Below are 14,837 nucleotides of genomic sequence, written 5' to 3' on the forward strand. Positions count from 1 at the left end.
TTCGTCTCAATCGAGTTTGGCGCCGGAGGCCTTCACGAGCCTTTCCCAGACCGGCCAGGCCGCCTCGTAGCTCTGGTGGAACTGCTCGGGCGTGCTGCCCATCGGCACCATGCCCAGCATCTCGAAGCGCTTGGCCAGCTCGGGCGAGGCCAGCGCCTGCTGCGAGGCCTGCTGCAGCCGCGCGACCACCGGCTTCGGCGTGCCGTGCGGCACCGCCAGCGCGAGCCAGCCCGACATGCGGTACTCGGCGTCGGCGAAGCCCGACTCTGCGAAGGTCGGCAGCGCGGGCCACTGCGGCATGCGCTGCTCGCCGGTGATCGCGATGGCACGCAGCTTGCCGCCGTCGAGGTAGGGCTTGGCCGAGACGATGCTCGCGAAGGTGAAGCCGAGCTGGCCCCCGACCAGGTCCTGCAGCATCGGCGCCTCGCCCTTGTAGGCCACGTGGGTGATCGCCGTCTTCCACGACTGCGCCATGTGCGCGCAAGTCAGGTGCGGGTAGGAGCCCGCGCCCCAGGAGCCGCAGTTGCCGCCGGCCGCCGTGGCGCGCATCTCGCGCTGCAGGTCGGCGACGTTCTGGATCTTCGAGGCCGCCGGCACCAGCAGCATCAGCGGCGCGGTGGCGATCTGCGTCACCAGGTCGAGCTCCTTGCGCGGGTCGTAGGGCAGCTTCTCGTAGAGGAACTGGTTGGTCAGCAGCGACTGCGTGAGCCCGACCAGCACGGTGTAGCCGTCGGGCGCGGCCTTGGCCACCGCCGCGGTGCCGAGGATGCCGCCGGCGCCGGGCTTGTTGTCGATGATCACCGGCTGGCCGAGCAGCCGGGTGATCTGCTCGGCCAGCGAGCGCGCCACCACGTCGGTGCCACCGCCCGCCGCATAGGGCACGACCATCGTCACCGCCTTGCGCGGGTAGTCGGGTGTTTGCGCCTGCGCGCCGGCCTGCCAGCCGATGCCGGCCAGCAGCAGGGCGGCCAGCTGCCATGTCGATGCCATCTTCATTGCGTCTCCTGGATGTGTAGCAACGGGCTCATTCTGGGCAAGCTTGAATCTGATGGCCAATGCAAAATAGGGACTTCAACTTGTACTTCAACGCAAAATGCAGCTGCGCCAGCTCCAGCACCTGGTCGCCTTGGCCGAGCAGGGCAGTTTCGGCCGCGCCGCCGAAGCCGCGCACCTGACGCAGCCGGCGCTCTCGCGCAGCATCGACAAGCTCGAGGAAGACCTGCAGGCGCGGCTGGTCGACCGCGCCTACGGCCAGGTGCGCTTCACCGCCGCGGGCGAGCTGGTGCTGGCCCGCGCCCGCGAACTGCTGGCCGACGCCGGCCAGGTCCGGCGCGACGTGCGCATGCTGCAGGGCTTGTCGACCGGCAGCCTGCAGGTCGGGCTCGGCCCCTTCGCCGCCGGCATGCTGGGCCGGCCGGCCCTGTCGCTGATGGCCCAGCGCCATCCGCAACTGGTGGTGCGCATCGATGTGGCCGACCCGAATTCACTCAGCGAGCGGCTGCACCGGCGCCAGCTGGACCTGTTCATCGCCGACACCCGCGATCTCAAGAAACAGCCCGGCCTGCAGTTCAAGCGGCTGCCCAACGTGGCGGCGTCGTTCTTCGTGCGCGAGGGCCATCCGCTGCTCGCGCACGGGGGCGTGACGCTCGACCAGGCAATGGACTATCCGGTGGCGAGCCCGAACCTGCCGGCGGCCGTGGCTTCGCACTTCGACAAGCAGGTGAAGCGCGTCGACCGGCCGGTGTTCAACATGGTGTGCGACGACCTCGGCACCTTGCGGCATCTGGCGCTGACCGCCGACGCCGTGATCCTGGCGCCCGACGCGGTCGGCCTGAACCACGGCACCGAATCCTTGCTGCGCCTGCGCGTGAAGCGGCTCACCCGCATGCAGACGCACTACAGCATCGTGATGCTGGCCAACCGCACGCTGTCGCCGGCGGCGCTGGCTTTCACCGCGCTGGTCCACGACATGATGGACCCGGCGGCTGGATCCACGTCTAGCGTTGCGGCAACTGCTCGATCACCGGCGGCGGGGGCGGCACCGGCATCGCCGGCGGCTGCGGGTTGAAGGGCGGCGTGACCACCGGCGGCACCACCGGCACGGCCGAGGTGCCCGGGCGCGGCAGCGAGGCCGGCGGCACCGGCACCGGGCTTTGCGTGGCGGCCGAGGGCTGGGTCGGCGAGGCTTCGCTCTGGACGCTCGCGCGGCCGCCGATCGCCAGCGTGTCGTTGATGGCCTGCAGGTCGTCGGCGCTCAGCGTGCCGTTGGCCTGGCGCAGCTTCAGGTTGCCCACCAGCACGTTGTAGCGCGCCACCGCCAGGTCGCGCTTGGTCTGGAACAGCTGCGCCTGCGAATTGAGCACGTCGATGTTGATGCGCACGCCCACTTGGTAGCCGAGCCGGTTGGCGTCGAGTGCGCTCTGGCTGGAGGCTTCGGCCGCTTCGAGCGCCTTCACCTGGCCGGCGCCCGAAATCAGTCCGAGGTAGGCCGAGCGCGTGGCCTGCGAGACGCTGCGGCGGGTCGACTCCAGCGTCTGGCGCGAGTTCTCCTCCAGCGCCAGCGTCTCCTTGACGCGGTTCTCGGTCGCGAAGCCCGCGAACAGCGGCATGTTAAACACCAGCGCGATGCTGGCGGCATTGACGCGCACCTTCCCGGTGGTGGTGCTGGTGGTGCTGCCGTTCGGGTTGTTCGTGACGTTGTAGCCCAGCTGCGCATCGAGCGTGGGCTTGTGGCCGGCCTGGGCCTTCTCGACCTCGAGCTTCGCGACTTCCAGGCCCAACCGCGCCTGGTCGATCGCCGGGTGGATGTCGTCGGCCTGCGTGACCCAGGCATTGATGTCGGCCGGCTGCACCGGCGGCAGCGCCACCGGTGCGGCCAGCGGGATCGGCTGGGTGCCGGTGCGGCCGACCAGCTGGTCGAGCACGATCTTCTTGACCTGCAGGTCGTTCTCGGCGGCGATCTCCTGCGCCAGCACCAGGTCGTAGCGGGCCTGGGCCTCGCGCGTGTCGGTGATGGTCGATGTGCCGACCTCGAAATTGCGCTTGGCCGAGGCCAGCTGCTCGGCCACGCCGATCTTCTGCGCCCGCACCAGGGCCAGGCTGTCCTGGCTCGAGAGCACGTCGAAGTAGGCCTGGCTCACGCGCACCACCAGGTCCTGCTCGGCGATCTTGAGGGTGTCCTCGGCGATGCCGAGCTGCCGCTTGCTCTGCTCCCAGACGGCCCAGTTGGCCGGCCGGTAAAGCGGCTGGGTGGCGTTGATGCCGGCGGCCTGCGTCGGGATACCGCGGTTCAGCGAGAGGGTGTCGGTCGACAGCTCCTGGTGGGTGGCCGTGGCATTGGCCGACAACCCGACCGCCGGCAGGATGCCGGCCTTGGCCTGCGCGGCCCGCGCCAGGTTGGCGTCGTACTGCGCCCGTGCGCCCTGGTAGGTGGCGTCGAAGCCGCGCGCGGCGTCGTAGAGTTCGATCAGGCTCTGGCCATGGGCCGGCAGCGCGATCGCCGCTGCGAACACGGTCGCGAGCGCTGCCGAAAGAGGAAGAGGCCTGGGCACGGGCATGAAGCGTCCTTGGGGATACGAAAATCGGGGCGGGGCGGCGGCGCGGGCCGCTCAGTAGCGGGGCACGGATGGGTCGTGCTGGGCCGACCAGGCATCGATGCCGCCGGCGATGTTCGCCACCTCGCCGAAGCCGTTCTGGGCCAGGAAGGCGGCCACCCGCTGGCTGCGTGCGCCGTGGTGGCAGAGGCAGGCGATGCGCTGGCCCGGATCGAGTTCGCTGACCCGGGCCGGGATCTCGTTCATCGGGATCGTCGCCAGCGTGAAGCCCTGTGGCGCCACGCTCGCGGTCTGCAGTTCCCAGGGTTCGCGCACGTCGAGCACCACCGGCCTCGCGTTCGGATTCCTGGCGAACCAGTCGGCAAGCTCGGTCGGGCGGATTTGGTCGATCATGAAGGGCAGGGGATCAGAAGTTGAAGCGCGAGGGCGCGGGGAAGTTCAGCAGGCGCGGCGCCACCGTGTCCCAGGGCTGCAGCACGTCCCACTTGCCTTCGCCGGTGCGGGTCACGAAGTGGGCGCGCATCATCGGTTCGTCGCCGACCACGGCCGCCAGCCGGCCGCCGATGTTGAGCGAGCCCAGCAGGCCCTGCGGGATGCGGGCGACCGAGCCGCTCAGCACGATGACGTCGAAGGTCGGCCCGCTGGCCAGCGGCATGGCGCCGTCGGCATGGCGCACCTCGGCGTTCGTGACGCCGTTGCGGCGCAGGTTGGCGGCGGCGAAGGCGGCCAGGCCGGGGTCGATCTCCAGGCTCAGCACCTGGGCCGCGCGATGGGCCAGCAGGGCGGCCATGAAGCCGGAGCCGGTACCGATCTCGAGCACGGTCTCGTGCTTCTGGATGTGCAGGTCCTGCAGCATGCGGGCCTCGACCTTGGGCGAGAGCATGCACTGGCCGGGTTCCCTGGCCGTGCTGGCGCCCTCGAGCGGGATTTCCATGTCGAAGAAGGCCAGCGCACGGTGCGCCTCGGGCACGTAGTCCTCGCGCCGGACCTGGGCCAGCAGGTCGAGGATGTCGAGATCGAGCACGTCCCAGGGACGGATCTGCTGTTCGATCATGTTGAAGCGCAGGCGCTCGAGCGTGGGGGTGGGGTTCATGGGGTCTCTCCTCGCGGACTCAGGACAAACTTTCGATTTTAGGCGCCGCCACGGCCGCGGTTTCGGCGGCCGGCTTCGGCTCGCCGGCCCAGCGGCGGCGGGCCCAGTTGGCCAGGTCGTCCATGTAGCAATAGACCACCGGCACCACCACCAGCGTCAGCAGCGACGAGGTGATGACGCCGCCGATCACCGCCTGGCCCATCGGCGCGCGCTGCTCGGAGCCCTCGCTGATCGCGAAGGCCAGCGGCACCATGCCGAAGATCATCGCCAGCGTGGTCATCAGGATCGGGCGCAGCCGCACCCGGGCCGCCAGCAGCAGGGCCTCGGCGCGCGGCAGGCCCGGCACCGGCGTGCCGTCTTCGGCGACGCCGGGCTCGCGCGAGCGGATCGCGAAGTCGACCAGGAGGATCGCGTTCTTGGTCACCAGGCCCATCAGCATGACCACGCCGATGATCGAGAACATCGACAGCGTCGAGCGGAAGATCAGCAGCGCCAGCACGACGCCGATCAGGGTCAGCGGCAGCGCCGTCATCAGCGCCAGCGGCTGCAGGAAGCTCTTGAACTGGCTGGCCAGGATCATGTAGATGAAGATCACCGCCAGCGCCAGCGCCGAGACCGCGTAGCCGAAGGACTCCTGCATGTTCTTGGTCGAGCCGCTGAACTGCCAGCCGTAGCCCGGCGGGAAGGCGATGCCGGCCAGCGCCGCGCGGATGTCGGCCGAGACCTCGCCGGCCGAGCGGCCGTCGACGTTGGCGTTGATGCCGACCTCGCGCGCCAGCGCCCGGCGGTTGATCTGGTTCGGCCCCGTCGATTCGCGCACCTCGGCCACCTGCGCCAGCCGCACGATGCGGCTCGAGCCGTCGGCGTTGGCGCCGACCGCGGTGCTCAGGAACGGCAGGCGGGCCAGGTCGGCCGGCGAATTGCGCACCTCGGGCGCCAGGCGCACGTTGACGTCGTAGGTCTGGTCGTCGGGCGCGCGCCAGTTGCCCACCGTGGTGCCGGCCACCAGCGTGCGCAGCGCGGCCGCGATCGGCGCCACGCCGAGGCCGAGGTCGGAGGCGGCGTCGCGCCGGATCACCACGCTGACCGTCGGCTTGTCGGGCTTCAGGCTGGAGTCGAGGTCGACCAGGCCGGGGATCGGGCGGATCTTGTCCATCACGCGCACGGTCAGGCGCTCGAGCTCCTTCAGGTCGGGCCCCTGCAGCGAGAACTCGATCGGCTTGTTGCCACCGACCGAGTCGCGCAGGCCGACGTGCGTGACCGTGATGCCCGGAATGGCGCGCAGCCGCTCGCGCAGCACGGTCGACATCTGGTCGACGCTGCGGCTGCGCGCGCGCCGGTCGACCAGCCGCACGTAGATGCTCGCGTAGATCTTGCCCTGGGCGTCGCCGCTGTTGATGGTGGTGAGCGTGTAGCGCACCTCGGGCATCTCGCGCAGCACCGTCTCGACCTGGCGTGCCTTGGCCTCGGTCACTTCGAGCGAGGAGCCGACCGGGGTGTAGAAGCTGATCGAGGTCTCGGAGAAGTCGGCCTTGGGCACGAACTCGGTGCCCAGCAGCGGCACCATGAAGATGCTGCCGATGAAGATGCCGATGGCCGCGAACACGGTGGCCAGCTTGTGCACCAGCGCCCAGCGCAGGATGCCCTGGTAGCCCTCGGCCAGCCGCTCGGTGGCGCGGTCGAACCAGCCGGTGACGCGGCCGATGGTCTTGTCGTAGAAAGTGACGGGTGCTTCGTTCTTGCCGTGCTTGTCGATGGCCGGGTCGTGCCAGATGCTCGACATCATCGGGTCGAGCGTGAAGCTCACGAACATCGAGATCATCACCGCCGCCACGATGGTGATGCCGAACTCGTGGAAGAACTTGCCGATGATGCCTTCCATGAAGCCGATCGGCAGGAACACCGCAACGATCGACAGCGTGGTCGCCAGCACCGCCAGCCCGATCTCCTGGGTGCCGTCGAGCGAGGCCTGGTAGGGCTTCTTGCCCATCTGCACGTGGCGCACGATGTTCTCGCGCACCACGATCGCGTCGTCGATCAAGAGGCCCACGCACAGCGACAGCGCCATCAGCGTGATCATGTTGATGGTGAAGCCGAACATCGCCATGAACCAGAAGGTGCCGATCAGCGCGATCGGCAGGGTCAGGCCGGTGATCACGGTCGAGCGCCAGGAGTTCAGGAACAGGAACACGATCAGCACCGTGAGCAGGGCGCCTTCGATCAGTGTCTTGCGCACGTTGTCGACCGCCACCCGGATCGGCCGCGAGGCATCGGCGATCGGCTCCAGCCGCACGCCCGGCGGCAGCTGCGGCTTGATCTCGGCGATCGCCTTGACCAGGCCGTCGACCACCTGGATGGTGTTCTCGTCCTGCGCCTTCTGCACCGACAGCAGCAGGGTGCGCTGGCCGTTGTAGAGCGCCAGGCTGTCGATCTCCTGGGCGCCGTCGCGCACCGTCGCGACCTGGTCGACCCGGATCGGCGCGCCGCCCTTGCGGGCGACGATGATGCGGCCGAAGTCCTCGGGCCGCTCCATGCGGGCGTCGATCTGCACCACCCGGTCTTGCTCGAGCGAGCGCACGGAGCCGACCGGCAGCGCCTGGTTCTCGCTGCGCACCGCATCGACCACCTGGCTGGCGCTGACGCCGAAGGCTTCCATCGCCTGCGGATTGAGGTAGATGTTGATCTCGCGCTTGGTGCCGCCCACCAGCGTCACGGAGCCGACGCCGCGCACGTTCTCCAGCCGCTTCTTGAGCACCTGGTCGGCCCAGTTGGTGAGTTCCACCGCGCTGGGCTGCTTGTCCTTGTCGCCCTCTGGCAGCACCGCCACCGACCAGACGGCGCGCGAGGCGGGGTCGAAGCGCAGCACGCGCGGGTCCTTGACCTCGTCGCGGAACAGCGGCCGCACGCCGGCCACCTTCTCGCGCACGTCCTCGGCCGCCTTGCGGCCGTCGACGTAGAGTTGGAACTCGATGATGACGACCGACTGGCCCTCATAGCTGCGCGAGGTCAGGGCGTTGATGCCGGCGATCGAGTTGACGCCTTCCTCGATCTTCTTGGTGACTTCGCTCTCGACGATCTCGGGCGAGGCGCCCGGATACTCGGTGATCACCACCACCACCGGGAAGTCGATGTTCGGGAACTGGTCGACCTGCAGGCGCTGGTAGGAGAAGGCGCCCAGCACCACCAGGGCGAGCATGAGCATGGTCGCGAAGACCGGATTCTTGAGGCTGACGCGGGTGAACCACATGCCTTGCCCGCCTCAGGGTGCGCTGCGCGGCGAAGCGGGGGGGGCCGGCGCGGCAGCGGCCGACACCGGCGTCAGGCGCACGGCCGTGCCCTGGCGCAGCGGCCCGAGGCTGCCGGCCACCACCACCGCGCCTTCTTCGATGCCGCGCACCGCGACCATCGTCTGGCCGTCGAGCTGGCCGCGCAGGCCGGTCTCGACCGGCCGGTGCGCGATGCGCCCGTCGATCACCACCTGCACGTAGGGCGCCGGCTTGTCGGTGCGCACCGCGGTCAGCGGCAGGGCCAGCGTCTCGGTGCGGCCGACGTCGATCGTGCCCTGCGCGAACAGGCCCTGGCGGAAGCCGGTGCTGCGGTCGAGCCGCAGGTAGACCAGCACGCTGCGGCTGCCGGCCTGGGCGCTCGGGTTGACGCGCACCACGCTGGCGCCGACGCTGCGTTCGCCGCTCTTCGGGTCGCTCACGCTGCTGCCCTCGATCTGCAGGGTGGCGCGCTGGCCGACCCGCACCGCCACCGAGTCGGCCGCGGCCAGCGTGGCTTCGACCTCGATGCGGCTGAGGTCCACGACCTCGATGATCTTGGCGTCGACGCCGACGCGCTCGCCCGACTGGGCGAGGCGCTGCGACACCTGGCCCGCGATCGGGCTCTTGAGCACGGTGTCGTCGAGCGACTTGCGGGTCATCTCGACGGCCGCCAGCGCGGCGCGATGCGTCGACAAGGCCGAATTGAGATTCGACTGCGAGGTTTCGAGCGCGGTGCGCGAGATGAAGCCCTGCTCGACCAGCGCCTTGTTGTTGTCGAAGGTGCGCTGCGCCACCTCGGCCTGGGCGCGGGACGAATCGGCCTGCTCCTGGGCCTGCCGCAGGCGCGACTGGTACTCGATCGGATCGATGCGCGCGATGACCTGGCCGGCGGTCACCGTGTCGCCCTCGCGCACCGTGAGCCCGATCAGCTCGCCGGCGACGCGGGCCTTAACCTGCGCCGAATCGACCGCCCGCAAGGTGCCCGAGACCGGCAGCGTCTCGGCCAGCTCGCGGCGCGCGACGCGCACCACGTCGGTGGCCGACAGCTCCACCACCGTTTCGGTCGCGGCCGAGCCGGCGCCGGCCGCCAGCTTGGCCTGCTGTGCCTTGCGCGCGCCGATGGCTCGCAGCGCGCCGCCCGCGATCAGCGCCAGGACCAGGGCCGCGATGGCCCATTTCATCGTTCTTTTCATTCGGCAGCCTTCGGCGTGCGGCAGAGACCGTGCAGCACGGTCTCGGCCTGGAGCGCCAGGTATTTCTCGGGATCGATCGTGGAGGTGTGATCGAAGCAGATCGCAGGCGAATGCTTGGTGAGCATCAGGAAGATCATCGGCGCGATGACGGTGTAGATCGCCAGGTCGACCTCGACCGGCGCGAACTCGCCGCGGTCGATGCCGCGCTGGACGATGCGCCGCAGCAGTTCGTGCCCCGGCTTGACGACTTCGCGGCGATAGAACTCGGCCAGCTCCGGAAAGTTGCGCCCTTCGCTCATCATCAGCTTGGTGAGGCCGGAGGCCTTGGTCGCGCCGACCCGCTCCCACCAGACGCGCATGCAGTAGCGCAGCATGTCGGCGGTGCTGCCCTCGTATTCGTCGAACTCGCGGTTCCATTCGGTGAAGCGGCCGGCCAGGTTCTCGATCACGACCGCCTTGAACAGCTCTTCCTTGCTCTGGAAATAGAGGAAGAGGGTGCCCTTGGACACGCCGGCGCGGGCCGCGACCTCCTCCGAACGGGTGGCGGCGAAGCCTTTCTCGACGAACAGGTCCAGCGCCGCCTCTAGCAGTTCGCCCGGACGGGCTTCCTTGCGCCGCTCGCGCTTGGCGCTCACGGGGCACAGCTTGTCCTTGAGGAATCGGGGGGCGGGCATGGTATTAATGACTGGCGGGTTAGTAATGTAGTGAGGGTGTTGCACTGCGTCAAGCCGGCACAATGTGCGATTGGTCTCGAAACTTCGCCGGAGTTGTCATGTCATCCCCCTCCTCGCCCACTGAAACCATCGTCCTCGGCGGCGGCTGCTTCTGGTGCACGGAAGCCGTGTTCGACCGCGTCCAGGGGGTGCTCGACGTCGAATCCGGCTACAGCAACGGCCAGACCGTGAATCCGAGCTACGAGCAGGTCTGCACTGGCCGCACCGGGCATTCCGAGGTGGTCAAGGTGACTTTCGACCCGGCCGAGATCTCGCTGCACGAGATCCTTGAGATCTTCTTCGTCGTCCACGACCCGACGACGCTCGATCGCCAGGGCAACGATGTCGGCACCCAGTACCGCAGCGGCATCTACTACCTCGATGCGGCGCAGAAGCAGGTCGCCGAGGACGTGATCCGCGAGATCGGCGAGAGCAAGACCTACCGCTCGCCGATCGTGACCGAGGTCGAGCCGCTGGCCAACTACTCGGCCGCCGAGGCCTACCACCAGGACTACTTCCTGAACAACCCGAACCAGGGCTACTGCGCCTTCGTGGTCGGCCCCAAGGTCGAGAAGTTCCAGAAGACCTTCGCGGCCCGGGTAAAGTCCTGAGTTCTTTCGGGACAGACCCGGAAACTGCGAAAGCGGTTTTTTGCTCTGTCCTCGACCAACCTGAGACCTTGCGGGACAGACCAACAAACTGCGAAAGCAGTTTTTGCCCTGTCCTCAACTGACTGATGCCCTTCGCCCAGCGCTCCCTCCGCAGCCGCACCATGTTGTGCGTGCTCGCGTTCGCGCTCTGGGCCGCCACCACCCTGGGCCTGCTGCACGGCACGCTGCATGGCGTGGCGGCGTCGGCCCATGCGGACGCCGCCACCGGCGCGGTGGCCGGCAAGGCGGCAGCCTCGCACGGGCTGTCGGCGCTGTTCGGCGTCCACACCGAGGCCGAGTGCCGGCTCTACGACCAGTTGTCCCACGGAGCGGCCGCGCCTTGCGTGCCACCGGTCTTCCTGCCGGTGCTGCTGCCGGCTGCCAGCTTCGTCTGGCTCGAGGGCGAGGTCTTCGCCCGCTGGATCGCGCTGTTCGACGCGCGCGGTCCGCCTTCCACTCGCTGAATCCCCCGTGTTTTCCGGTTGCCGCCCCCGCCTGGCGGGCCGCGGCCGGCTGTCCATCGATTCAACGAGTGTTTCTTCATGTCCATTCTTTTTCCACGCCACCGCGTCGGCGTCGCGGTGCTGTCCGTCCTGTCCTGCGCCTCCCCGGGTGCCTGGGCGCAAGCTGCGCCTGAAGCGCCCGCCGCCTCGCTCGGCGAGATCACCGTCACCGGCAACCCTTTGGGCGCCACCGACCTGATCGCGCCGACCACCTCGCTGACGAACGAGTCGCTGCTGCTGCGCTCGCAGTCCACCCTCGGCGAGACGCTCAACGGCCTGCCGGGCGTCGCCAGCACCTATTTCGGCCCCAACGCCAGCCGGCCGACGATCCGCGGCCAGGACGGCGACCGCATCCGCATCCTGCAGAACGGCGGCAGCGCGCCCGACGCCTCGGCGCTGAGCTACGACCACGCGGTGCCGGTCGACGCGCTGGTCACCGAGCGGCTCGAGGTGCTGCGCGGAACGGCCGCGCTGCAGTACGGCGGCAGCGCCGTCGGCGGCGTGGTCAACGTGATCGACAACCGGATCCCGACCGAGCCGATCGAGGGCTTCGGCGGCCGCGCCGACCTGGGCTACGCCACCGGCAACCGCGAGACGTCCGGCGGCGTGGTGCTCGAAGGCGGTACCGACCGCTATGCGCTGCACGTCGATGCGTTCCGGCGCGATTCGAGCGACGTCTCGGTACCGATCGAGCTGCCCTGCGAGAATCCGAAGCGCGCGGGTTTCGCGCGCAAGATCTGCAACTCGGCCAACGAGGCCGATGGCGGCGCCTTCGGCGGCACGCTGTTCTTCGACCAGGGCTGGCTCGGCGCCTCCGCCAGCACCTACCGCAGCACCTACGGCACGGTGGCCGAGGACGACGTCACGATCGGCATGCGCTCCGACCGCTACGCGCTCGAGGGTGAATGGCGGCCGGGCGGCTTTTTCAGCAGCGTGCATGCGAAGCTGAGCCGCACCGAGTACCGCCACACGGAGTACGAAGGCCAGGCGCCCGGCACCACCTTCGCCAACGACAGCAACGACCTGCGGATCGAGGCGCGGCACCGCCCGATCGGCGGCCTCGAAGGCATGGTCGGCTTCACGAGCGAGAGCGGGCGCTTCTCGGCCAACGGCGAGGAGGCTTTCGCCCCGAACAGTCGCACGACGTCGAATGCCTTGTTCCTGCACGAGGAGTTCGGCACCTCGTGGGGCCGGCTGAGCTTCGGGGCCCGCACCGAGGAGGTCAAGGTGCGCTCGCTGGGCGATCCGTCCGACCCGGAAGTCACGCGCTTCTTCGTCGGCGAGCGCGATTTCCGTCCGAGCAGCGCCGCGTTCGGGGGGCTGGTCAACCTGTCGCCGCAGTGGCAGTTGACCTCGAACCTGGCCTACACCGAGCGGGCGCCCAAGGACTACGAGCTGTTTGCCAACGGCCCGCACGTGGCGACCGCCGCCTGGGAGACCGGCGATCCGAACCTGAAGGTGGAAAAGTCGACCGGGCTGGACCTCGGCGCCCAGTGGAAGTCGGGCGCCAACACGGCCAAGCTCAATGCCTACGTGACCCGCTTCAGCAACTACATCGGTCTCAGTGCCACGGGCAATGTGCGCGGCGCGGACGGCGAGCTGAATCCACCGCCGGTCGAGACGGCCGAGGGGCTGCTGTTCCCCGAGGTGTTCGCGGACTACGTCTACCACGGGGTGCGGGCCCGCTTCACCGGCCTCGAAGCCAGCGGCACCTTGCAACTGCTCGGCGCCGACGGCTTCTCGCGCGCGGCCGACGGTTCGACGCTCGATCTCGAATGGCGCGGCGACCTGGTGCGGGCCACCAACACCGACACCGGGGAGCCGCTGCCGCGGATCGCACCGTGGCGCATCGGCAGCACGCTGGCCTACGGGCGCGGTGCGTGGACCGCGCGCCTGGGCTTCGACTACAACGCGGCGCAGAACCGCGTGCCGCCGATGGGCGACCGCGCGACCGAGGCCTACACGCTGTGGAACGCATCGGTCAGCTACAAGCAGCGGGTCCAGCGTGCCAACCTCACCTGGTACGCGCGGGTCGACAACATCGGCAACACGCTGGCCTACAGCGCGACCTCGATCCTGACGACGACGGTGTATCCGGCTGCACCGCTGCCGGGGCGCACCTTGAAGGTGGGGTTGAGGGCGACGTTCTAGGGAACCGGCCGGCCCGGCTTGCTGCCGTGGCAGTCGAGGCACCGGGTCGGCTATTCTCGAAAGGCTCATGAATGGTCTCGTCGTTTCCTCGCTGCTGCCCGTGGTCGTCCTCATCGCGGTCGGCTGGCTGGCAGGGAGGATGCGCTGGATCCGGGGCGACTCGGTCAAGGACCTGTCGAACCTGGTGTTCCTGCTGCTGGCACCGCCCCTGCTGTTCCGTTCGATGAGCACGGTGCGGATCGAGCAGCTGAGCCTGAAGCCGGTGGCGGCCTATTTCGTCGCCGCCGGCCTGATCTTCGCGGCCACGCTGGTCTGGCGCGGCTTCCATCGCACCGGTGTCGTGCTGGCGCTGGCCAACACCTACAGCAACACCGTGATGATCGGCATCGCGCTGGTCGGCCTGGCCTACGGTCCGCCGGGCATGGTGGTGCTGCTGACATTGATCTCGCTGCATTCGCTGGTGCTGCTGACCAGCGCCACCGTGTTCCTCGAACTCGCGCTGGCGCAGGATGATGCGCAACGCATCGCGCCGGGCGGGGCAGGGCGGCGCCCGATGGCGCGCACCGTGTTGCGCGCCCTGCGCAACGCGGTCATCCATCCGGTGCAGGCACCGATCCTGCTGGGCTTGCTGTTCGCCCAGACCGGGCTCGAGATCCCGGCCGCGATCGACAAGCCGATCGCCTTGCTCGGCCAGGCCTTCAGCCCGGTGGCGCTGATGCTGGTCGGCATCACGCTGGCCTTGACGCCGGTCGGCCAGCACTGGCGCGCCGCGCTGCTGCATGCCGCGATCAAGAACCTGGTGCACCCGGCGCTGGTCGCGGCGTTCGGCCTCGCCTTCGGCCTGCGCGGCCTGCCGCTGACGGTGATGGTGGTCGCGGCGTCGCTGCCGATCGGCGCCAACGTGTTCCTGTTCGCTCAGCGCTACCGGACCTCGGAGGCGCTGATCACCGCCAGCGTCGTGGTCTCGACCGTGATGGCGCTGGTTTCCCTGTCGGTCGTGATGGCGCTCGCCGGGCGCCTTTGAGGCCGGCTCAGGGCGCCAGCCGTTCGCGCACCCAGGCGCCGCCTTCGGCGCGATAGCGCAGCCGGTCGTGCAGGCGGCTCTTGCGGCCCTGCCAGAACTCCCAGCGATCGGGCACCAGCCGGAAGCCGCCCCAGTGCGGCGGCCGTGGCGGCGACAGCAGGTGCTTTGCGGCCTGCAGCGCGGCGTTCTTCACCAGCACGTCGCGGCCGCTGATGACCTCGCTCTGCGGGCTGGCCCAGGCGCCGATGCGGGAGTCGAGCGGGCGGCTGGCGAAGTAGGCGTCGCTCTCGGCCTCGTCGACCCTGGCGACCCGGCCCTCGATGCGCACCACGCGCTCGAGCTCGACCCAATGGAACTGCAGCGCCGCGTAGGGGTTGCCGGCCAGCTCCTGGCCCTTGCGGCTGTGGTAGTTGGTGTACCAGACGATGCCGCGGGCGTCGTAGCCCTTGACCAGCACGATCCGTGTCGAGGGGCGCAGGTCGCCGCCCACCGTGGCCAAGGTCATCGCGTTGGGTTCGGGCACCTGGGCGTCGATGGCCTCGGCCAGCCAGCGCTCGAACTGGTCGAGCGGATCGGCGGCGCTGCGGATTTCGTCGAGCTCGGCGCGCTCGTAGCTCTTGCGCAGGGCGGCCAGGGATTCATTGGGAGAAGGCATGGCGCCATTGTTGCGCAAGCGAAGCGTGGATACTT

13 protein-coding genes are annotated in these 14,837 nt (G+C 69.3%); 5 read left to right on the forward strand and 8 right to left on the reverse strand.

What is annotated here, in order from left to right:
• Window positions 1-6: 6 nt before the first annotated feature.
• The gene (locus QTI33_RS00945; RefSeq protein WP_286503817.1) at window positions 7-996 is read right to left on the reverse strand and encodes a Bug family tripartite tricarboxylate transporter substrate binding protein; all 990 of its coding nucleotides are present in this window, start codon (window positions 994-996) and stop codon (window positions 7-9) included.
• Between the two features lie 97 nt (window positions 997-1,093).
• Here QTI33_RS00945 and QTI33_RS00950 point away from each other — a divergent pair, with 97 nt between their 5' ends.
• Window positions 1,094-2,068, forward strand: a complete 975-nt coding sequence (locus tag QTI33_RS00950) for a LysR family transcriptional regulator (RefSeq protein ID WP_286503818.1) — start codon at window positions 1,094-1,096, stop codon at window positions 2,066-2,068.
• On the opposite strand, the gene QTI33_RS00955 is transcribed toward QTI33_RS00950, so the two are convergent.
• Genes QTI33_RS00955 through QTI33_RS00980 form a run of 6 tightly spaced genes read right to left on the reverse strand, consistent with a single transcriptional unit; the run spans window position 1,998 to window position 9,780 of the window.
• On the reverse strand, window positions 1,998-3,557 hold the full coding sequence (locus tag QTI33_RS00955) for a TolC family outer membrane protein (RefSeq protein ID WP_286503819.1): 1,560 nt from the start codon (window positions 3,555-3,557) through the stop codon (window positions 1,998-2,000). The genes QTI33_RS00950 and QTI33_RS00955 overlap by 71 nt on opposite strands.
• A gap of 51 nt (window positions 3,558-3,608) precedes the next feature.
• On the reverse strand, window positions 3,609-3,947 hold the full coding sequence (locus QTI33_RS00960) for a rhodanese-like domain-containing protein (protein WP_286503821.1): 339 nt from the start codon (window positions 3,945-3,947) through the stop codon (window positions 3,609-3,611).
• Between the two features lie 13 nt (window positions 3,948-3,960).
• The gene (locus tag QTI33_RS00965) at window positions 3,961-4,647 is read right to left on the reverse strand and encodes a protein-L-isoaspartate O-methyltransferase family protein (RefSeq protein WP_286503822.1); all 687 of its coding nucleotides are present in this window, start codon (window positions 4,645-4,647) and stop codon (window positions 3,961-3,963) included.
• Between the two features lie 19 nt (window positions 4,648-4,666).
• On the reverse strand, window positions 4,667-7,894 hold the full coding sequence (locus QTI33_RS00970; RefSeq protein WP_286503823.1) for an efflux RND transporter permease subunit: 3,228 nt from the start codon (window positions 7,892-7,894) through the stop codon (window positions 4,667-4,669).
• A 12-nt stretch (window positions 7,895-7,906) separates the two neighbouring features.
• Window positions 7,907-9,094 (reverse strand): efflux RND transporter periplasmic adaptor subunit, encoded by a 1,188-nt coding sequence (locus QTI33_RS00975; protein ID WP_353506305.1) that lies wholly within the window; start codon window positions 9,092-9,094, stop codon window positions 7,907-7,909.
• An 8-nt stretch (window positions 9,095-9,102) separates the two neighbouring features.
• Window positions 9,103-9,780, reverse strand: coding sequence for a TetR/AcrR family transcriptional regulator (locus QTI33_RS00980; RefSeq protein WP_286503825.1), 678 nt, complete (start codon window positions 9,778-9,780; stop codon window positions 9,103-9,105).
• A 98-nt stretch (window positions 9,781-9,878) separates the two neighbouring features.
• Here QTI33_RS00980 and msrA point away from each other — a divergent pair, with 98 nt between their 5' ends.
• From msrA to QTI33_RS01000, 4 genes are all read left to right on the forward strand, one after another.
• The gene (gene msrA / locus QTI33_RS00985; protein WP_286503826.1) at window positions 9,879-10,430 is read left to right on the forward strand and encodes a peptide-methionine (S)-S-oxide reductase MsrA; all 552 of its coding nucleotides are present in this window, start codon (window positions 9,879-9,881) and stop codon (window positions 10,428-10,430) included.
• Between the two features lie 161 nt (window positions 10,431-10,591).
• On the forward strand, window positions 10,592-10,933 hold the full coding sequence (locus QTI33_RS00990; RefSeq protein WP_286503827.1) for a hypothetical protein: 342 nt from the start codon (window positions 10,592-10,594) through the stop codon (window positions 10,931-10,933).
• Between the two features lie 78 nt (window positions 10,934-11,011).
• Window positions 11,012-13,123, forward strand: coding sequence for a TonB-dependent receptor (locus tag QTI33_RS00995; RefSeq protein ID WP_286503829.1), 2,112 nt, complete (start codon window positions 11,012-11,014; stop codon window positions 13,121-13,123).
• A gap of 67 nt (window positions 13,124-13,190) precedes the next feature.
• Complete coding sequence (locus tag QTI33_RS01000; protein WP_286503830.1) at window positions 13,191-14,147, forward strand: AEC family transporter; 957 nt, start codon at window positions 13,191-13,193, stop codon at window positions 14,145-14,147.
• Between the two features lie 7 nt (window positions 14,148-14,154).
• Here QTI33_RS01000 and pdxH read toward each other — a convergent pair whose 3' ends face one another.
• Complete coding sequence (gene pdxH / locus QTI33_RS01005; RefSeq protein WP_286503831.1) at window positions 14,155-14,802, reverse strand: pyridoxamine 5'-phosphate oxidase; 648 nt, start codon at window positions 14,800-14,802, stop codon at window positions 14,155-14,157.
• Window positions 14,803-14,837: the final 35 nt, after the last annotated feature.

Origin of the sequence: Variovorax davisae (assembly GCF_030316845.1) — a bacterium.
GTDB classification, from domain to species: domain Bacteria; phylum Pseudomonadota; class Gammaproteobacteria; order Burkholderiales; family Burkholderiaceae_C; genus Variovorax; species Variovorax davisae.